The organism is Salipiger sp. (genome assembly GCF_059781815.1).
In genome coordinates this window covers 11,533-30,873 of the sequence record NZ_JBYNAH010000027.1, presented here as the reverse complement: position 1 = coordinate 30,873, position 19,341 = coordinate 11,533, and the positions used below count along the sequence as shown (strand labels likewise).

The 19,341-nt window shown below is 67.8% G+C and carries 17 protein-coding genes, 1 pseudogene and 2 riboswitches; of the genes and pseudogenes, 8 read left to right on the top strand and 10 right to left on the bottom strand.

The window, feature by feature from the left end:
* Positions 1-1,128: ABC transporter permease (locus tag AC6RA4_RS05085; protein ID WP_500158028.1), on the top strand; the 1,128-nt coding region annotated here is incomplete at its 5' end.
* 70 nt (positions 1,129-1,198) lie between these two features.
* Positions 1,199-2,074: an inositol monophosphatase family protein gene (locus AC6RA4_RS05080; protein WP_500158025.1), complete on the top strand. Its 876-nt coding sequence runs from the start codon at positions 1,199-1,201 to the stop codon at positions 2,072-2,074.
* Positions 2,075-2,325: 251 nt separating this feature from the next.
* On the opposite strand, the gene gcvP is transcribed toward AC6RA4_RS05080, so the two are convergent.
* The 4 genes from gcvP to AC6RA4_RS05060 form a co-directional block, all read right to left on the bottom strand.
* Positions 2,326-5,172: an aminomethyl-transferring glycine dehydrogenase gene (gene gcvP / locus AC6RA4_RS05075; RefSeq protein ID WP_500158023.1), complete on the bottom strand. Its 2,847-nt coding sequence runs from the start codon at positions 5,170-5,172 to the stop codon at positions 2,326-2,328.
* A gap of 167 nt (positions 5,173-5,339) precedes the next feature.
* Positions 5,340-5,699 carry a glycine cleavage system protein GcvH gene (gene gcvH / locus AC6RA4_RS05070; RefSeq protein ID WP_222603182.1) on the bottom strand — a complete coding sequence of 120 codons (360 nt, stop codon included), beginning with the start codon at positions 5,697-5,699 and terminating at the stop codon, positions 5,340-5,342.
* Positions 5,700-5,717: 18 nt separating this feature from the next.
* Complete coding sequence (gcvT, locus tag AC6RA4_RS05065) at positions 5,718-6,845, bottom strand: glycine cleavage system aminomethyltransferase GcvT (RefSeq protein WP_500158021.1); 1,128 nt, start codon at positions 6,843-6,845, stop codon at positions 5,718-5,720.
* Positions 6,846-6,927: 82 nt separating this feature from the next.
* A riboswitch (glycine riboswitch) is annotated at positions 6,928-7,005 on the bottom strand.
* A riboswitch (glycine riboswitch) is annotated at positions 7,006-7,091 on the bottom strand.
* A gap of 19 nt (positions 7,092-7,110) precedes the next feature.
* The gene (locus tag AC6RA4_RS05060) at positions 7,111-7,590 is read right to left on the bottom strand and encodes an RrF2 family transcriptional regulator (RefSeq protein WP_500158019.1); all 480 of its coding nucleotides are present in this window, start codon (positions 7,588-7,590) and stop codon (positions 7,111-7,113) included.
* A gap of 93 nt (positions 7,591-7,683) precedes the next feature.
* Here AC6RA4_RS05060 and AC6RA4_RS05055 point away from each other — a divergent pair, with 93 nt between their 5' ends.
* On the top strand, positions 7,684-8,250 hold the full coding sequence (locus AC6RA4_RS05055; protein WP_500158017.1) for a gamma-glutamylcyclotransferase family protein: 567 nt from the start codon (positions 7,684-7,686) through the stop codon (positions 8,248-8,250).
* Positions 8,247-9,476 (top strand): DUF2254 domain-containing protein, encoded by a 1,230-nt coding sequence (locus AC6RA4_RS05050; protein ID WP_500158015.1) that lies wholly within the window; start codon positions 8,247-8,249, stop codon positions 9,474-9,476. The genes AC6RA4_RS05055 and AC6RA4_RS05050 overlap by 4 nt, the downstream gene beginning before the upstream one ends.
* A 3-nt stretch (positions 9,477-9,479) precedes the next feature.
* Here AC6RA4_RS05050 and gltX read toward each other — a convergent pair whose 3' ends face one another.
* A complete protein-coding gene (gene gltX, locus AC6RA4_RS05045; RefSeq protein ID WP_500158013.1) occupies positions 9,480-10,817 on the bottom strand; it encodes a glutamate--tRNA ligase in 1,338 nt (445 codons plus the stop codon).
* 101 nt (positions 10,818-10,918) lie between these two features.
* On the opposite strand from gltX, the gene AC6RA4_RS05040 reads away from it, so the two are divergent.
* Positions 10,919-11,872, top strand: a complete 954-nt coding sequence (locus AC6RA4_RS05040) for a 1-phosphofructokinase family hexose kinase (RefSeq protein ID WP_500158011.1) — start codon at positions 10,919-10,921, stop codon at positions 11,870-11,872.
* Positions 11,873-11,906: 34 nt separating this feature from the next.
* Here the strand turns inward: AC6RA4_RS05040 and AC6RA4_RS05035 are convergent, their stop codons facing one another.
* The gene (locus tag AC6RA4_RS05035) at positions 11,907-12,905 is read right to left on the bottom strand and encodes a DUF6976 family protein (protein WP_500158009.1); all 999 of its coding nucleotides are present in this window, start codon (positions 12,903-12,905) and stop codon (positions 11,907-11,909) included.
* A gap of 11 nt (positions 12,906-12,916) precedes the next feature.
* On the bottom strand, positions 12,917-13,126 hold the full coding sequence (locus AC6RA4_RS05030) for a hypothetical protein (RefSeq protein ID WP_500158007.1): 210 nt from the start codon (positions 13,124-13,126) through the stop codon (positions 12,917-12,919).
* 123 nt (positions 13,127-13,249) lie between these two features.
* On the opposite strand from AC6RA4_RS05030, the pseudogene AC6RA4_RS05025 reads away from it, so the two are divergent.
* Positions 13,250-14,173: pseudogene (locus tag AC6RA4_RS05025) on the top strand (MBL fold metallo-hydrolase); the annotation flags it as partial.
* A 377-nt stretch (positions 14,174-14,550) separates the two neighbouring features.
* Positions 14,551-15,309: an MHYT domain-containing protein gene (locus tag AC6RA4_RS05020; RefSeq protein WP_500158005.1), complete on the top strand. Its 759-nt coding sequence runs from the start codon at positions 14,551-14,553 to the stop codon at positions 15,307-15,309.
* 5 nt (positions 15,310-15,314) lie between these two features.
* Here the strand turns inward: AC6RA4_RS05020 and AC6RA4_RS05015 are convergent, their stop codons facing one another.
* Entirely contained in the window at positions 15,315-15,866 is a 552-nt protein-coding gene (locus AC6RA4_RS05015) for a 2OG-Fe(II) oxygenase (RefSeq protein WP_500158003.1), read from the bottom strand.
* A gap of 126 nt (positions 15,867-15,992) precedes the next feature.
* Here AC6RA4_RS05015 and AC6RA4_RS05010 point away from each other — a divergent pair, with 126 nt between their 5' ends.
* Positions 15,993-16,382 (top strand): metallopeptidase family protein, encoded by a 390-nt coding sequence (locus AC6RA4_RS05010; protein ID WP_500158001.1) that lies wholly within the window; start codon positions 15,993-15,995, stop codon positions 16,380-16,382.
* Between the two features lie 161 nt (positions 16,383-16,543).
* Here AC6RA4_RS05010 and AC6RA4_RS05005 read toward each other — a convergent pair whose 3' ends face one another.
* Positions 16,544-17,584: a glycosyltransferase family 4 protein gene (locus AC6RA4_RS05005; RefSeq protein ID WP_500157999.1), complete on the bottom strand. Its 1,041-nt coding sequence runs from the start codon at positions 17,582-17,584 to the stop codon at positions 16,544-16,546.
* A 4-nt stretch (positions 17,585-17,588) separates the two neighbouring features.
* Positions 17,589-19,247: an NAD+ synthase gene (locus AC6RA4_RS05000; RefSeq protein WP_500157997.1), complete on the bottom strand. Its 1,659-nt coding sequence runs from the start codon at positions 19,245-19,247 to the stop codon at positions 17,589-17,591.
* Positions 19,248-19,341 lie beyond the last annotated feature (94 nt).

Genomic DNA, 19,341 nt, shown 5'->3' with positions numbered 1-19,341 from the left:
GACCGGGCGCTCGGCGCCATCGGCGGCCCGCGCGAGACCGCGGCCTCGGTGGTGCTGTCTCTGGGGCTGGGCCTGTCGGTGCTCGCCGCCATCGGCCAGATCGATGGCAACCTGCGCGCCGCGATCAACCGCGACCTGCCCGAGATCGCGCCCTCCTATTTCTTCGTCGATATCCAGCCGAACCAGATCGACGGCTATCTCGAGCGTCTCGAAGGCGACGCCGCCGTGAGCCGCATCGACACCGCGCCGATGCTGCGCGGCGTGATCACCGAGATCAACGGCGTGGATGCGCAACAGGTGGCCGGCGATCACTGGGTGGTGCGCGGCGACCGCGGCATCACCTACGCCGCGCAACCGGACGGGCGCACCATCATCACCGAAGGCGAATGGTGGCCCGAGGGCTATGACGGCCCGCCGCAGATCAGCTTCGCCCGCGAGGAGGCCGAGGAGATCGGCCTTTCCCTTGGCGACGAGATCACCTTCAACGTGCTCGGCCGCGACATCACCGCCACCATCACCAGCTTCCGCGACGTGGATTTCTCCACCGCCGGCATCGGCTTTGTCATGACACTGAACCCAGCCGCCCTGCAGGGCGCGCCGCACACCTTCATCTCGACGGTCTATGCCGAGCCCGAGGCCGAGGCCCAGATCCTGCGCGATCTCGCCTCCGCCTATCCCAACATCACCGCGATCCGCGTGAAGGACGCCATCGACCGGGTGGCCGAGTTGCTCGAAGGCGTCGGCAGCGCCATCCGCTGGGGCGCCGCGGCGACGCTGCTCACCGGCTTCCTCGTGCTGATCGGCGCGGCGGCGGCGGGAGAGGGCGCGCGCACCTACGAGGCGGCGGTGCTCAAGACGCTGGGCGCCAGCCGCGCCCGCATCCTGCAGAGCTTCGCCCTGCGCTCGGCGCTTCTGGGCGCAGGGGCTGGGGTGGTGGCGCTCGGCGCCGGCATCCTCGGCGGCTGGGCCATCAGCCATTTCATCATGGAGACCGATTTCGCGGTGATGTGGCCCTCGGCGCTCGGCATCATCGCCGGCGGCGTGGTCGCCACGCTGCTGGCCGGGCTCGGCTTCGCTTGGCGGCCACTTTCCGCCCGTCCAGCCCGGGTGCTGCGGGCGCGCGAATAGGCCGCCTTGCACCCCGGCGCAACCGCTGGCAAAGCCTGACACGAACCCTGGCTGACCAAGGACCCGAGCGATGAGCGACACCCTCCCGATGCCGGTCTCGACCCTGAGCAAGGCGCAGCGCAGCGCGATCCTCAACCTCGTGCGCCGCGCCGCCCGGGCCGAGATCCTGCCCCGCTTCCGCAACCTCGAAAGCGGCGAGATCGACCAGAAGAAGAACCGCCAGGACCTGGTGACCGAGGCCGACCGCGCCGCCGAGGCGATGATCGCCCGCGGCCTTCTGGCGATGTTCCCCAACGCCCTGATCGTCGGCGAAGAGAACGTCTCCGCCCACCCCGAGGTGCTCGACAAGGTGGCCGGCGCCGAGCTCGCCTTCACCATCGATCCGGTCGACGGCACCTGGAACTACGCCCACGGCCTGACAACCTTCGGCGTCATCGTCTCGGCCCTGCGCTTCGGCACCCCGGTCTTCGGCCTGATCTACGACCCCGTCATGGACGACGTGGTGCTGGGCGAGGCCGGCGGCCCGGCCGAGCTGGTCATGCCGACCCGCCGCAAGCGCCGCACGCTGTCGGTTTCCGACGGCGGCCCGGTCGAGGCGCTGCAGGGCTACCTGCCGCTTTACATGCTGCCCTCGGACAAACAGGCCGAGATGGCGGCGCTCCTGCCGCGCTTCGAGCGCGTGCTGTCGCTGCGCTGCTCGGCGCACGAGATGCGCATGCTGGCGCAGGGCAACGTCGATTTCGTGCTCTCCGCCGGGCTCACCCCCTGGGATCACGCCGCGGGCGCCCTGCTCTGCCAATGCGCCGGCGGCCATGTCGCCATGCTCGACGGCTCCGAATACAACGCCGCCAAACGCGACGGCTACCTGCTCTGTGCCTCCGACCCCGCCACCTGGGGCCGCATCCGCGACGCCTTCGCCTTCCTCCTCGACCTGCCCGAAGCCTGACCCCGCCCTCCCCACCAGAGACCGGCGCCCCTGCTTCTTCTGGCCGAAAATATCCCGGGGAGCGCGAGGGGCTGGCCCCTCGCTCCGGCACCAGACACCCCAGACCACCGCCAAGGAAAACGCGCCTCCCGACGGGCAGCCAACAAGAAAGCCCCGCCCTCCCATCCGAAGAGCGGGGCCCCTGTATCTTCTGGCCCGAAATATCCCCGGGAGTGTGAGGGGCTGGCCCCTCACTCCGGCGCTCTCACACCCTACTCCGCGGCTTCGGCATAGTCGCTCATCGGCGGGCAGGTGCAGACGAGATGCCGGTCGCCATAGGCATTGTCGACCCGGTTGACCGGCGGCCAGTACTTGTCGACCCGGAACGCCCCCGGCGGGAAGCAGCCCTGCTCGCGCGAATAGGGCCGATCCCAGTCGCGCACGAGATCCTCCATCGTATGCGGCGCGTGCTTCAGCGGGTTGTTCTCCGCGTCGATGCGCCCTTCCTCGATGTCGCGGATCTCCTCGCGGATCGCCAGCAGCGCGTCGCAGAACCGGTCGAGCTCGGCCTTGGTCTCCGATTCCGTCGGCTCCACCATCAATGTGCCCGCCACCGGCCAGCTCATCGTCGGCGCGTGGAAGCCGCAATCGACGAGGCGCTTGGCGATGTCCTCGACAGTGACCCCGGCGGATTTCTCGAACGGGCGCACGTCGAGGATGCACTCATGCGCCACCCGGCCCTGCGGCCCGGTATAGAGGATCTCGTAGGCGCCCTCGAGCCGCGTCGCGATGTAGTTGGCGTTGAGGATCGCCGCGCGCGTTGCCTGCGTCAGCCCCTCGCCGCCCATCATCAGGATGTAGCCCCAGGAGATCGGCAGCAGCGAGGGCGAGCCGAAGGCCGCGGCCGAGACCGGCCCCGCCACGCCGCCTTTCAGCGGATCCGACGGCAGGTGCGGCACCAGATGCGCCTTGACGCCAATGGGACCCATGCCGGGGCCGCCGCCGCCATGCGGGATGCAGAAGGTCTTGTGCAGGTTGAGGTGGCTGACATCGCCGCCAAGATCGCCCGGCCGCGACAGCCCCACCATGGCGTTCATGTTGGCGCCGTCGATATAGACCTGCCCGCCATGTTCGTGGGTGATGGCGCAGACCTCCTTCACCGTCTCCTCGAAGACCCCGTGGGTCGAGGGGTAGGTGATCATGCAGGCCGCCAGCGTGTCGCTGTGCTTTTCCGCCTTCTCGCGGAAATCGGCGAGGTCGATAGAGCCCAGATCGTCACACTTCACCGGCACCACCTTCCAGCCAACCATCTGCGCCGAGGCCGGGTTGGTGCCATGGGCGTTGACCGGGATCAGGCAGACATTGCGCTGGCCCTCGCCGCGCGCGCTCTGCCACGAGGCGATGGTCAGCAGGCCCGCATACTCGCCCTGTGCGCCCGAGTTCGGCTGCATCGAAAAATCGTCATAGCCGGTGATGGCGCAGAGCTTTTGCGACAGGTCGGCGATCATCTCCGCGTAGCCCTTGGCCTGATCGGCCGGCGCATAGGGGTGCAGCTCGGCGAACTCGCGCCAGCTCACCGGCATCATCTCGGCGGCGGCGTTGAGCTTCATGGTGCAGGAGCCCAGCGGGATCATCGCCCGGTCGAGCGCCAGGTCGCGATCGGCCAGCCGGCGCATGTAGCGCATCATCTCGGTCTCGGCGCGGTTCATGTGAAACACGTCGTGGGTGAGATAGTCGCTCTGGCGCAAGAGCGCGTCGGGCAGACGATAGTCACCCTGCCCCTCATCCTTGCGCACGAGGCCGAAGGCGCGCCACACCGCCTCGATCTGCGCCGGGCGGGTGGCCTCGTCGAGGGTGATGCCGATCTTCGTCTTGCCGACGCGGCGCAGGTTGATGCCCTCCTTCACCGCCGCCTGCAGGATGCCTTTCTGCAGCAGCCCGACCTCCACGGTCAGCGTGTCGAAGAACGCCTCCGGCCGCACCTCGTAGCCCGCATCCTCGAGCCCCTTGGCAAGCCGCGCGGTCTTGAGATGGATACGCTGCGCAATGGCCTTGAGCCCGCTCGGCCCGTGGAACACCGCGTAAAAGCCGGCCATCACCGCCAAAAGCGCCTGCGCCGTGCAGACATTCGAGGTCGCCTTCTCGCGGCGGATATGCTGCTCGCGGGTCTGCAGCGCGAGGCGGTAGGCGCGGTTGCCCAGCGCATCGACCGAGACGCCGACGATGCGGCCCGGCATGGCGCGCTTGTAGGCGTCCTTGGTGGCCATGTAGGCGGCGTGCGGGCCGCCATAGCCCAGCGGCACGCCGAAGCGCTGGGTCGAGCCCACCGCGATATCGGCGCCCATCGCGCCCGGCTCCTTGACGAGGCACAGCGCCATGATGTCGGCGGCAACGATGCCGATGGCCTTGGCCTCGTGCAGCGCCTCTATCTCGGCCGAAAAATCGCGCAGCCCGCCATGGGTGCCGGGATACTGGAAGATCGCGGCGAAGACCTTGTCGGCCTCGAGCGCTTCCGGCGCGCCGACGATCACCTCGATGCCCAGCGGCGCGGCGCGGGTCTGGATCACCGCGATGTTCTGCGGATGGCAGTTCTCATCGACAAAGAACGCATTGGCCTTCGACTTGGCAACCCGCTTGGCCATGGTCATCGCCTCGGCGCAGGCGGTGGCCTCGTCGAGCAGCGAAGCGTTGGCGACCTCGAGCCCGGTCAGGTCCGACACCATGGTCTGGTAGTTCAGCAGCGCCTCGAGCCGCCCCTGAGAGATCTCGGGCTGGTAGGGCGTATACGCCGTGTACCAGGCCGGATTTTCGAAGATGTTGCGCTGGATCGCCGGCGGGGTGATCGTGTTGTGATAGCCCTGCCCGATCAGCGAGGTCAGCACCTTGTTCTTCTCGGCCACCTCCTGCAGGCGCCAGAGCATCTCGCGCTCCGAGAGCGGCGCGCCGAAATCGAGCGGCTCGGCCTGGCGGATGCCCTCCGGCACGGTCTGCGCGATCAGCGCGTCGAGATCCGCCACCCCCAGCGCCGCGAACATTTCGTCCATCTCGGCGGGCGACGGGCCGATATGGCGGCGGTTGGCAAAGTCATAGGGCTGGTAGTCAGTGGGCGTGAAGGCCATCTCTCACCTCTTGCAGCGCGGCGGACAGGGCGCACCGCTGTGCTTCTCTACGTTTCAAATACTCAAAATCCGACCATGCCCGCCCCGCGCAATGGCAGGGACGGGGTCGGGATCTCGTCTTTCGGGCAGCCGTGCCAGCCGTCGCGAAGGACGGCTGGCGCGCGGCATCAGCCCACGAACTTCTTGTAGGCGGCTTCGTCCATCAGCTCGTCGAGCACCGAGAGATCCTCGATCTTGAGCTTGAAGAACCAGGCGTCGCCCTCCGGGTCCTCGTTGACCTTGCCGGGATCGTCGACCAGCGCCTCGTTGACCTCGACGATCTCGCCATCGACGGGCGCGAGGATGTCGGAGGCGGCCTTGACCGACTCGATCACCACCACCTCGTCATCCTTGCTGACCGTGGTGCCGGCCTCGGGCAGCTCGACGAAGACCACGTCGCCAAGCTGCTCGGCGGCGTGGCTGGTGATGCCCACCACGACAAGATCGTCCTCGACGCGCAGCCATTCATGTTCTTCGGTGAATTTCATCTCGCTGGATCCCTTTTGTCAGCGCTTGTAGCTTTGTTTCACGTGCGGCAGCGTCACCACCTCGACGGGCAGACGCTTGCCGCGTACCTCTCCGTAAAGACGCGCGCCCGGCGTGGCCCGTTCCGCGGGAACATACCCCATCGCCACCGGGCCGCCCACCGTCGGGCCGAACCCGCCCGAGGTGATGCGCCCGACCGGCGCGCCGCCGGTCTCGTCCTCATACAGCTCGATCCCCTCGCGCATCGGCGCGCGGCCCTCGGGCTTCAGCCCGACCCGGACGCTCGGCGCGCCGCTGGCGATCTCCGGGAGGATGATGTCGGCGCCGGGAAAGCCCCCCGCACGCTCGCCATCGGCGCGGCGCACCTTCTGGATCGCCCAGAGCAGGTTGCCCGCCGCCGGCGTGGTGGTGGTGTCGATGTCGTGACCATAGAGGCAGAGCCCGGCCTCGAGCCGCAGCGAATCCCGCGCGCCGAGACCGATCGCCTCGACCGCCTCCTGCGCCAGCAGCGCCTCGGCCAGCGCCACCGCTGCACCCTCCGGCACCGAGATCTCGTAGCCGTCCTCGCCGGTATAGCCCGAGCGCGAGACCCAGGCCTCGGCGCCCATCAGCTCGACCGTGGCCACATCCATGAAGCGCATCCCGGCCACCGCGGGGTTCAGCGCGGCGAGCGCCGCCTCGGCGCCCGGCCCCTGCAGCGCCAGAAGCGCGCGGTCCTCGATATACTCGACCGAGACCCCCTTGGGCTCGAGCCCGGCGCGCAGCCGCGCGACGTCGGCCTGCTTGCAGGCGGCGTTGACCACGAGGAACAGGTGATCGCCGCGATTGGCGATCATCAGGTCGTCCTCGATGCCGCCCTGATCGTTGGTGAAGAGACCATAGCGCTGACGGCCCTCGGCCAGCCCCGCGACCGACACGGGCACCAGCGTCTCGAGCGCCAGCGCCACCGCTTGTGGGTCGTCGCCGCGCAGGATCACCTGCCCCATGTGGCTCACGTCGAAAAGCCCTGCCGCGGCACGCGTGTGCAGGTGCTCTTTCATGACCCCGAGTTTGTACTGAACCGGCATCTCGTAGCCGGCAAACGGCACCATCTTCGCGCCAAGCGCGAGGTGCAGGTCGTATAGTGGCGTGCGTTTCAGCTCGTCCATGCGCTCTTACATCCCTCTGGCCCGGATGTGGCGCGTGGCGCAGCCCCGGACATTCCGTTGCGCAGGCCGATCCCGCGCGTGAAATGCCCCCTCTGTCCGTCAGCCTGAGATCGTTATCCCTTCGGCGGGCGCGGTCCCCCGCGCCACTCTCCAGAGTTCTTATCCCGCAAAGGTCCGTGGGCCTGAGAGTTTCCGGGGCGGTTGCTCCTTCGGCACCGGCAAAGCCGGTTCTCCCTCTGCGATGGGTCTCAAGCTACGATGTTTGTCACTGCGCCGCAAGCACCGGGTCGACCTTGGCCATCGCGCAGCGGCCCTCGGGGGCGAGAATGTCCATCAGCGGGGCATTGTCGCAGATCAGCGTATCGAGGGTGATCGGGTCGAGCGTGGCGTAAAAGGCGTTGGCCGCGTCGCTGAGCGCGATCTTCAGCCGGCAGGCATCGGTCAGCGGGCAGGTGTTGTCGACATCGGCAAAGCACTCGGCCAGCGGCACCGGCGCCTCGAGCGCGCGGAACACATCACCGACGCGGATCTGCGAGGCATCCCGCGACAGCTCGAGCCCGCCGTTGCGCCCGCGCTGGGTGTGCAGGTAGCCAAGCTGGGCGAGCTGGTTGATCACCTGCGCGAGATGGTTTTCGGAGGCGTTGCATCGTTTGGCGATCTCGGATTTGGTCACCAGACGACCGGCGTTGGCCGCGCAATGCATCAGGACCCGAATGGCGATGTTGGTTCTTTTTGTGACGCGCACAGCCCGTCCTCCATTTTCAAAGGATGCAGGCGTTATACATCAAATGAGAAATATCGATTTGACATACATCAATCCGGGACCCGCAAAACTGGCATGAGCAGCGCTTTCTTCTTCGGATACGGGTCTCTCGTGAACCGTCTCACCCATGGATTCACCCCCGCCCACACCGCCAGCGCCCGTGGCTGGCGCCGCGCGTGGCGCTGGACCGAGGCGCGCGAGGTCGCCTATCTCACCGCGATTCCCGACCCGGACTGCGAGATCGAGGGGCTGATCGCGCCGGTGCCGCCGGATGGCTGGGCCGCGCTCGACCTGCGCGAACACGCCTATGACCGGCTCGATGCGCTGCACAGCGTCAGCCACGGCGCGCCGAGCGTCGAGCAGCTGGCGATCTACGCCATCCCGTCCGAGCGCATCTTCCCGCCCGACGCGCATCACCCGGTGCTGCTGAGCTATCTCGACGTGGTGGTGCAGGGCTATCTGGCCGAGTTCGGAGCCGAGGGCGCCGACCGCTTCTTCGCCACCACCACCGGCTGGGATGCCCCGATCCTCGACGACCGCGCGGCCCCGCGCTACCCGCGCGCCCAGGCGCTCAGCGATGACGAGCGCCGCTTCGTCGATGACCGTCTGGCCGGGCTCGGCGCCCGCAAGGTGGCGGCGTGATCGGCTCGAAGCCCCTGCTGATCCTGCGCCGCGTGGCGCGCAACCTCGTGGCGCGGGTGCTCTTCGGCGCGGTGCTGGCCTTTGCCATGGCGTTCCTGTCGCCGCTCTTCGAGCCGCTTCTGCCCGACGCATGGGAAATCAAGATCGGCCCCGATGCGGTGATCCCGATCCTCAACATCCTCGCCACGACGATGCTGACGGTCACGACCTTCTCGCTCTCGGTGATGGTGCAGGCCTACCAGGCCGCCGCCAGCCAGGCGACGCCGCGCGCCTACCGCCTGCACCTCGAGGACACCACGACCCACACGGTGCTGGCCGTCTTCACCGGCGCCTTCCTCTACTCCCTGACCGCGCTGGTGATGTTCCGCGCCGGTCTCTACCCGGACAATGCCGCGGTCATGATCCTCGGGGTCACGGTGCTGGTGATCGTGGCGATCATCGTCTCGATCCTGCGCTGGATCGAGCATCTGAGCACGCTCGGCAGCATGGACGACACGCTGCAGATGGTCGAGCGGCAGGCCCGTGAGCCGCTCTACAACGCCCTGAAGCGCCCGGCGCTCGGCGGGTTGCCGGTGGCACCGGATGCCGAGATCCCCGAGGCTGCGTGGCCGCTGCCCGCGCCTTCGAGCGGCTACCTGCAATTCGTCAACATGGAGGCGCTGAACGACGCACTGGCCGAGGCAGGCGCTTCGATCACGCTCGGGATCTCTCCCGGCGCGCATCTCCTGAAGGGCGCGCCGCTCGGCTTTGTGCTGGGCGAGGTCGAGGACCGCGCCGCGCTGACCAACTGTTTCACCTTCGGCGAGATCCGCACCGCCGAGCAGGATGCCCGCTTCGGCGTGGTGGTGTTGAACGAGACCGCGGTGCGGGCGCTGTCGCCGGGGATCAACGATCCGGGCACCGCGGTCGACGTGGTGCACCGGCTGGCGCGGCTGCTGTCCGAGGCCGAACCGCCCGAGGCGCAGCCGCCGCAATTCCCCCGCATCGAGGCGCCCGCGCTGACCGCGACGGAACTGATGCAGGTCGGGTTCGAGCCGCTGATCCGCGCCGGGGCCGGCCACCCCGAGGTGATCGGCACGGTGCTGGATACCTTGAGCAAGCTCGAGCACGCCGAGTGGCGCGACCTGGCGCAGGCGGCGCGGCGCACCCGCGCCTACGCGCTGCATCATGCCCAGGCCGCGATCGAGGTTAAGGAGGATCGCGACGCGCTGGCGCGCCGCGTCTAAGGCTCAGCCCTTGGCGAGCTTGCGCGCCGGGATGGTCTGCAGCAGCGGCAGCACGTCGGCCATCTCGGGCCCGCGCTCGCGGCCCGTCAGCGCCTTGCGCAGGGGCATGAACAGGCCCTTGCCCTTGCGGCCGGTCTGCTCCTTCACCGCCTTGGTCCAGTCACTCCAGCTGTCCTGGGTGAGCGGGCCCTCGGGCAGGATCGCCATCGCCTCGGCGATGAAGTCCTTGTCCTCGTCGGCGATCAGCGGCTCGGCGCCGTCGCGGAACAGCTCCCACCAGCCGGCGAGATCCTTGCGGGTCTCGATGTTCTCGCGCGTGACGCTCCAGAACAGCTCGGCCTTGTCCGCCGGCACGCCCAGCGCCGCGATCTCGTCGGCCACCGCCGAGAGCGGCAGGCCGTGCAGCTTGCGCGCGGTCAGCGGGTAGAGATCCTGCACGTCGAACTTGGTCGGCGCGGCGCCAAACTGCGACAGCTCGAAGCCCTCGGCGATTTCCTCGAGCGACAGGCGCAGCTCCACCGGCTGGCTCGAGCCGAGCCGCGCCATCAGCGACAGCAGCGCCTCGGGCTCGATGCCGCTTTCACGCAGGTCGCGGATCGACAGCACGCCGAGTCGCTTGGAAAGCGACTCACCCTGCGGGCCGGTCAGCAGCGAGTGGTGGGCAAAGCTCGGGACGTTGCCGCCCAGCGCGTTGATGATCTGGATCTGCGTCGCGGTGTTGGTCACGTGGTCGGAGCCGCGCACCACGTGGGTGACGCCCATCTCGGTATCGTCGACCACCGAGGCCAGCGTGTAGAGGATCTGGCCATCGCCGCGGATCAGCACCGGATCGGAGACCGAAGCCGCGTCGATCGAGATGTCGCCGAGGATGCCGTCGGTCCACTCGATGCGCTCCTGATCGAGCTTGAAGCGCCAGACGCCATCGCCGCGCTCGGCCCGCATGGCCGCCTTCTCGTCGTCGGAAAGCGCAAGCACCGCACGGTCATAGACCGGCGGCTTGCCCATGTTGAGCTGCTTCTTGCGCTTCAGGTCGAGCTCGGTCGGGGTCTCCCATGCCTCGTAGAAACGGCCAATCTCGCGCAGCTGGTCGGCGGCGGCATGGTAGCGGTCGAGCCGCTCGCTCTGTCGCTCCGTCCGGTCCCATGTCAGGCCCAGCCACTCGAGGTCGCGCTTGATGCCGTCGACATACTCTTCCTTGCTGCGCTCGGGATCGGTGTCGTCGATGCGCAGAATGAAGGTGCCGCCGGCCTTGCGGGCGATCAGGTAGTTGAACAGTGCCGTGCGAAGGTTGCCCACATGGATGTGGCCGGTGGGCGAAGGGGCAAAACGGGTGACGGTCATGGGAGGCTCCTGCTTACGCGGACGGCACTTCCCACAAGCGCGGTCATTTGTCCAGTTCGAGGCTCTTGGCGAACCGTTGGTTGAGTGCCATGGTGCGGCTCATGAACGATATTTTGACCGTCACGCTGAACCCCGCGCTCGACCTGACGACCACCGCCGACCGCGTGGTTGCCGGGCCCAAGCTGCGCTGCGATCCGTTCACCGTGGATCCCGGGGGCGGGGGCATCAACGTGGCCCGCGTGGTGGCTGCGCTTGGCGGGCACGCCCGTGCCTTCGTGGCGCTGGCCGGCCCCAGCGGCATGCGGCTCGAGGCGGCGATGGCCGATCAGGGCATCCCGCTGGTGCGGATGAAGGCGCCGGGCGAAACGCGCGAGAGCCTTGCCGTGCATGACCGCGAGACCGGACAGCAATACCGCTTCGTCATGCCGGGCCCGCAATGGTCCGAGGAAGAGGTGACCGAGGCGCTGCAGGCAATCGCGGCCTCGGTGCCCGAAGGCGGCATCGTGGTGCTCAGCGGCAGCCAACCGCCCGGCGTGTCGGTGGAATTCGCGACCCAGCTCTGCGCCGCGCTGCAGGAGCGCCACGCGCTGGTGATCGTCGACACCTCTGGCCCGGCGCTGGAATACCTCGCCAAGGGCACCACCCCGGCCCCGGCGGTGCTGCGCATGGACACCGAGGAAGCCGAGGGGCTGGCCGGCCGTCCGCTGGTGACGCGACTCGAGTCGGCGCAGTTCGCCGCCGAGCTGGTGGCGCGCGGCGCTGCCGAGCGGGTCATCGTAGCGCGCGGCGCCGACGGCTCGGTGATGGCCGGACCGGACGGGCTGGTGCAGGTGAGCGCCGCCAATGTCTCGGTCGTGTCTGCGGTGGGCGCGGGCGACAGCTTTGTCGGCGCCTTCGCCTTTGGCCTCGCCTCGGGGATGAGCGGCCCGGACTCGCTGGCGCTTGGCGCGGCCGCGGCCAGCGCCACGGTCACGACACCGGCGACCTCGCTCTGCACCCACGAGATGGTCATGGGCTACCTGCCGCAATGCGGCGCCAGCCAGATCGAGGAATGAGCCCCCGGCGCGACTGCGCCGGGAGCCTGCCCTCTCATGCCACCGCCGCGGCCTCTGCCGCCTGAATGTTCAGACGCACCATGGTCTGGTTCAGCAGCATATATGCGATCTCGCCGAAGGTCGCCGGACCGGTGAAGCTTCCCGTGGTCTTCGATTCGAGCTCTCCGTAAAGGAAGTTGAGGATGCAGTTGCACGACAGCTCGCGGCTGCCCTCGCCCTGCGCCCGCGCGGCGAATTCCGAGGCGTAGTCGCCCGGCAGCTTCGCGATGCGGTAGCTGACCCCCTCGATCACCGGGGCGTAGAAGCTCACCGGCTTGCCCGGCTCGACCGACTGGAACGAGACGTTGATCATGGCACCGGCGAAATTCGCCACCAGCGGGCAGCGCGTATCGACGCCCTTTTCCGCAAGGTAGCTGGCGAAATCGACCTCCTCGCCGTTCACCAGCGCGGTCCGCGCCGAGAACCCGGTGCCGGCAAAGGTGATCTCGTCGGCGCTCTGGTCCTGTTCGAAGAGGTTCAGAATGTCGATATCCGCGACGCGGTCGGCGCGCAGTTTCACGTGCAACAGCATCGCGCCCTCCTCGAAGGCCCTGCCGCGCGCGCCGTCGAACACCTTGGGCTTCGCGGTCTCGAGATCGTCGAGATGCACGCCGGTCACCCAGCCCATCAAAGGCTGGTCGAACACGCCGGAATAGCTGCTGCCGTGAATGGCGAACTCTTCATGCGCCTGGCTGAAGGCCGGAATCAGGATTACCGACAGCCCGTTGTCGAAACGGTTCATCGTCAGGCTCGGCAGGTCCTCGCCGCTGTAGAGCACCGCACGCGCGTCCTCGGCGGCCTCGATCTCGGTCACAAAGAGGTTATCGCGATCCACCCGGCCGCCGGTATCGGTCATGAAATAGACCGAGGTGCCGCCGATCCAGCGCCCCTTGGGCAGCTGCGACAGCGCCGCTTCCGATCCAGCGATGACCAGCACCTTGCCGGCCTCGATCCGCGCCGCCGTCTCGGCCACGCTCATCATTGCATTCTTCATGGCCTGTCCTTTCAGAAGAGGGCGATGTCTTTCACCGCAAAGGCATTTTTCTCGAAATAATCGCGCAGCTCGGCGATCTTGGAACCGAGCGCACCGGGGCGCGCCTTGACCTCGCGCCGGAGCCGCGTGACCAGCAGCTTGGTGGCCAGAACAGCGCCGGACAGGTCGCTCTCGGAGGTGAGCACACGGCGCCAGCAGGGGTTGGAGGTTTCGGGAATCATCAGCATCTCCGTCTTGGGGTGCCGCTGACTAGCCTGCCGGGTGTTAACAACCCGCAAAGCTCGCTCTGGCAAGCAAAGCGCGAAGATCTATCTTCGGTGCATCAACAGGAGGGAGTCCCAGACATGACGGAACAGACAAAGTTCAGCCGCCGCACGGCCCTTGCCGGCGCCGCAGCCCTGCCGCTGGTGGCCGCCAGCGCCGGCACGGTGCGCGCGCAAGCCGCCAAGCAGGACGCGCAGGTCCCCAAGGTGAACCGCGTGACGCTTGGCGATTTCGAGGTCACCGCTCTGATGGCCGGCACCGCCACGCGCGAGGATCCGCACTCGATCTTCGGGCTCAACGCCTCGGACGAGGAATTCGCCGAGGCCGCCGAGGCCGCGCACATCCCCACCGACAAGGCGCAGTTCTTCTTCACGCCCACGCTGGTCAACACCGGCAGCGAGCTGATCCTGTTCGACACCGGCCTCAATCCCGAGGGCATCGTCGCCGCGGTCGAGGCGGCGGGCTATGCCGCGGGCGACGTGAGCCACGTTGTGATCACCCACATGCATGGCGACCATGTCGGCGGTCTGACCGGCGGCGATGGCCCCACCTTTGCCAACGCGCAGCACGTCACCGGGCAGGCCGAGTACGACCACTGGTCGGGCGTCGCGAATGATACCTTCAACAACAAGGTCAAGCCGCTGTCCGAGCAGTTCAGCTTCATCGGCAACGGCGAGAGCATCGCCTCGGGCGTGACCTCGGTGATGACCCCGGGTCACACGCCGGGCCACATGAGCTACATGCTGGAAAGCGGCGGCAAGCAGCTGATGCTGATCGCCGACCTTGCCAACCACTACGTGTTCTCGCTGGCCCATCCCGACTGGGAGGTGAGCTTTGACACCGACAAGGCCGCCGCCGCGCAGACCCGGCGCAAGACGCTCGACATGCTGGCCGCGGACAAGATCCCGTTCATCGGCTACCACATGCCGTTTCCGGCGCTCGGCTATGCCGAGGCCCGCGACGACGGCTTCCATTACGTGCCGCACAGCTACCAGCTGATGCTCTGCTCCGCCCCGCCGCGCCCGCTCCCCCGGGCGCGGCGACCCTTTTCGGTGCCTTGGCGGTCGTTTCGGGAGTCTCAGACCGTAAGGCCCTTGCCCCTCGGCCGGAACGCCGGGCCGGGCCACGGATTCAGCGCACACCCCGCTCCGAAAAAACCGGTTTTCCTGAGGTCGGACGCCCGCAACACCTTGTTTGTATGCGCTCAATCTCCGTTGGCGCTACCGGGTCACCCCGCCCACCGGGAGCGCCGAAACCCTCTCAGCGAGATATTAACTAAACCCCTGACATTAAAGCATCATTTCGAAGCCATCTTTGCGCCTCATCCGCACGTTGATCTGCACTCGACAAAACTGAGATTCGATCATCGGAGCCGTTCATCGTGCTTGGAACACTTCTGCAGGGCATCCTCGAGACCCAGACGAACTTCATCGCCGCCGCCGCTGGCGTATGCGTGATCACGGCGGGCATGCTCGTGCTCCTGATGCGCAACAGCGATTACGCCACCCTGAACCAGCGCTACGTGGTGGCGGTCTGGGTTGCGCTCGTTGCCGGGGTCGGGGTGTGGACGACCCATTTCGTCGCCATGATCGGGTATCGCCCAGATGCGGCGCTGACCTACGATCTGCCGCTGACCACAATCTCGATCCTCGTCGGCATCACGCTGGTGGGCCTGCCGATCGCCGCTAGCCTCTTCGTCGAGAGCGAGCACGTCCGCGTCGGGCTGGGTGTGATGGCCGGGCTCGGCGTCGCCGCCATGCACCTGACCGGCATGTCGGCCCTGGAGAACTGCCTCGCGATCTACAACCCGCTCACCCTGCTCATCGGCATCACGGCCGGCATCGCCGGGTTCGTGCTTGCCATGCTGCAAGAGGGCGACGACACGCGCAGCCAGATGCGCAAGGGGCTCGGCATGGTGGCAGGGGTCTGCGCCCTGCACTTCATCGCCATGGGCAGCGTCTCGATCGACCTTGTCGAGGGCATCGCCAACGGCATCGGCGGCAAGTTCATGTCGACCCTCGTCGCGAGCGTCTCTCTGGCGGTCTTCGCGGTCTCGGTCATCGCGACACTGGGCCACCGCCGCTCGCTGGCGATGCGCCGCGCGGGCTACTGGGGCGACACCGACCTCGACGGGTTCTGAGCCCCCTAGCGGAAGGCCGGGCCGTGCGCCCAGATGGTCATCGAGTGACGCTCGCCGGCCTCGACCGGGGTCACCCGGTGCAGCAGGTAGGACGGGAACAGCGTGGCGCTGCCGCGCGACCGCTCCGCCTCGACCGTATGCGCCGACGGCATCACCTCGAGCGTGCCGCCGCGATAGCCGTCAGGATCCGAGAGCTGCACCACCATGGTCAGCTTGCGGCGCGCGGCGAGACGCCCGTCCCCGACATCGGAATGCCAGCCGAAATGGCCCTGCCGCTCGGCCCCGTAGCGCGCCACCTGCGCGCTCTCGTCAAAGGCATCGAGATCGAAGCCATAGACCGCGCGGTTGGCCTGACGGACCAGTTCGATGATCTTCTCCATCACCCACTCGGCGCCGTCGACATCATCAAGCCAGACCAGATCGGCGCGGCGCAGATTGTGATCCTGATTGCGGCCCACCAGCCGCGCGTCGGCGCTCTCGGCGCTGCGGGACAGGTCGATGATGCGGTCGCAGTCGATCTCGGAGAACGCAGCGGGGATGCGGTGAACGGTGAGCATGGGCGGGGCCTCTGGCTGAACGAGCGCCTGCTGTAGCGCCCTGCGCGCGGCGGTCTGCGCCATTCGCGACACCGGCGTCGAAATGCGACCTTTTCCTATCGTGCGGGGCGCGCCATACGGAATGGCATGAGCAGAACCGATCTCGCCGCCTTCGAAGCCATGGCCCAGCGCGCCATCGAGAGTTTCCCCGAACCGTTCCGCCGGAGCGCGGCGGAGGTGCTGCTGGAGGTCGTCGACTCGCCGCCCGAGGACGTGCTGGCCGAGATGGAGATTGACGACCCGCTCGAACTGACGGGGCTCTACGAGGGCATCCCGCTGACCGAGCGCTCGGTGAGCGATCCCTCGCCCTGGCCCGACCGCGTCTGGCTGTTCCGCGAGCCGATCCTCGCGGAATGGCGCGACCGCGGGGACATCGAGCTCGAGGATCTGGTGATCCACGTCACGGTACACGAGTTCGCGCATCATTTCGGCTGGTCGGATGACGACATCGCCACGATTGATCGGTGGTGGGAGTAGCGGGCTCGCGTTCCAGCGCGAGCGCGCCGTGCGCAGGGTCGGATCGCGCAGCGATCCTGACCGCGGCACTCGGCAGCCACTCCGGGCGCAGCACGGCCGCGCATTAACCTTCGTGAAACTTTAACCCTGGTTTAATTTAACCTTGGTGTAATCCGGGCCGGTCAGCCCTCATCGATCAGCGCCTGCATCCGCTGCACAAAGCGCTGCGGCCCGAGCTCTCCGAGCGCGGTTTCACGGGCACCTTGGCCGAGCTTCCGGCGCAGATCGGCATCCTCGATCAGCCGCGCCAGCGCCGCCTCGACCGTCGCCGGATCGTTGGGATCGCAGAGCAGGCCGTTCTCGCCCTCGCGGATATAGCCCGCCGAGCCGGCCTCCGTGGAGATCACCGGCACGCAGCCATAGGCCATCGACTCCGCCGGCGCGAAGCCAAGCGGCTCGTCGAAGCTGGGCAGGATGCAGATGTCGGACGCGGCATAGAGCCCCGGCATCTCGGCAAAGGGAATGAGGCCGCGCATCTCGATCCAGTCCTCGGCCTCGGCCTCGGAGCGCAGCAATGCGCCATGCGCGCGGTCCTCGGGCGTGTCGAGCACGCGCTCCGAGCCGATCAGGATCAGCCGCGCCTTGCCGGCGCGCCCCGCGGCGCGCATGCCGTCGATCACCAGATGCTGCATCTTGCGCTTCTGCCCCAGCTTGGCGACGCAGAGCACGGTGACAGGCCCCTCGCCGCCGCGCTCGGGCATCGGCGGCGGCGGGTCGCCCACCACCGGCCAGGGCAGGTAGCGCGCCCAGCGGTCGGGGCGGGTCTCGCCCAGCCCCTTCGTCGCGGTCACCCGGCGGATCGGCAGCCCCTTGCGCCAGAGGTAGAACCGGCGCGAGAACGGCTCGTGCCGGTGATAGGGGTGCAGGTCATAGGACCAGAGCGCGGTGCCGTGGCACCGCCCGACCTTGGCCGCCGCGAAGCGCAGCTTGGCGCTGTTGCGCAGGAAGGCGATGTCGGGCTTCAGCTCGGACCACGCCGCCTCCAGCGCCGCGATGTCGCCCGCATCGCGGAACACCTGCGGCGCGATATAGCTGTGATCCTCGGCCCCGCCCGAGCTCGAACCCCAGACCGCCACCTTCGCGCCCGCATCGGTCAACGCCCGTACCGCGAAGGCGAGGTTGGTGTGGAAGCGCGGGACGACGAAGAGGATGGTGGCCTGCATGGGATCAGCTCGGGTCGCGCCAGCGGTTGACGATGGGATAGCGCCGGTCGAGCCAGAAGGCCCGCTTCGACAGGCGCGCGCCGGGGGCCGACTGGAAGCGCTTGTATTCCGAGATGTAGAGCAGGTGCTCGACCTTCTTGGCATCGGCCCGGTCATATCCCGCCGCGACGCAATCGGCGATCGAGCCGTCCTCGTCGACGAGGATCTGCAGGATACCGTCGAGCACCGGGTAATCGGGCAGCGAGTCGCTGTCCTTCTGGTCGGGGCGCAGCTCGGCCGAGGGCGGCTTGGTGATGATGCGCTCGGGGATCGGCGCCGCCTCGGGGCCCATCATCCACGGCCGCGGGTTGGCGTTGCGCCAGCGGCAGATGTCGAAGACCCGGGTCTTGTAGAGATCCTTGATCGGATTGTAGCCGCCCGCCATGTCGCCATAGATCGTGGCATAGCCCACCGCGACCTCCGACTTATTGCCGGTGGTCAGGAGCATCTCGCCGAACTTGTTCGACATCGCCATCAGCAGCAGCCCGCGCAGGCGCGACTGGATGTTCTCTTCGGTCAGATCGGCGGGACGGCCCTCGAAGAGCGGCGCCAGCGTTTCGGTGATGGCGTCGCGGCCCCGACTGATCGGCACGAAATCGTAGTGGCAGCCGAGGTTTTCGGCGCAGGCCTTGGCATCCTCGAGCGAATGCTCGGAGGTGTATTCCGAGGGCAGCATCACGCAGCGCACGTTCTCCGGGCCCAGCGCATCCACCGCGATGGTCGCCACCAGCGCCGAGTCGACCCCGCCCGACATCCCCAGCAGCACCTTGCCGAAGCCGGTCTTGCGGCAATAGTCGCGCAGCGCCAGCACCATCGCGTGGTAATCCTGCTCCATGGCGTCGGGATGGGTGGTGAAATCGCCCTCGAGCGCGCGCCAGCCATCCTCGGTACGCTCGAGATCGACATGGGCGATGGCCGTCTCGAAGACGGGAAGCTGCATCGCCACCGCGCCGTGCGGGTTCAGCACGAAGGAGCCGCCGTCGAAGATCTGGTCGTCCTGCCCGCCCACCATGTTGAGGTAGATCAGCGGCAGCCCGGTCTCGACCACGCGGGCAATCATCTTGTTGAGCCGGGTCTCGTACTTGTTGCGGAAATAGGGCGAGCCGTTGGGGACCAGCAGGAACTCGGCCCCGGTCTCGGCCAGCGTCTCGGCCACATCCTCGTACCAGGCATCCTCGCAGATCGGCGAGCCGATGCGGGTGTTGCCCACCGCGTAGGGGCCGCCGATCGGGCCGCTGTCGAAGATCCGCAGCTCGTCGAAGACGTTGTAGTTGGGCAGGTGATGCTTGAAGACTTGCGTCACCATCTTGCCGCCGCGACAGATGATGTAGGCGTTGAAAAGCTCGGTGCCCTCGACCCACGGACAGCCGATGCCCAGCGTGGGGCCGTCGGCGCACTCCTCCGCAAGCGCCTTGACCGCCGCCATGCAGTCGAGCGTGAAGGCGTGCTTCATCGGCAGGTCCTGCGCGTTGTAGCCCGCGATGAACATCTCGGGCAGCGCCACCATGTCGGCGCCGGCGGCCTTGCCCTGTTCCCAGGCGTCCTTCGCCTGTGCGGCGTTGCCCGCAAGGTCCCCCATGATCGGGTTCAGCTGCGCGATGGTCAGGCGGAAGCGATCGGCCATGTGCCCTGTTCCTTTCAGTCACATCCTCGTGCCGACATAGCAGAACCACGCCGGAGGGAAAGCGGGCCGGGCAAAAGAGATTGTCACGTTGCAG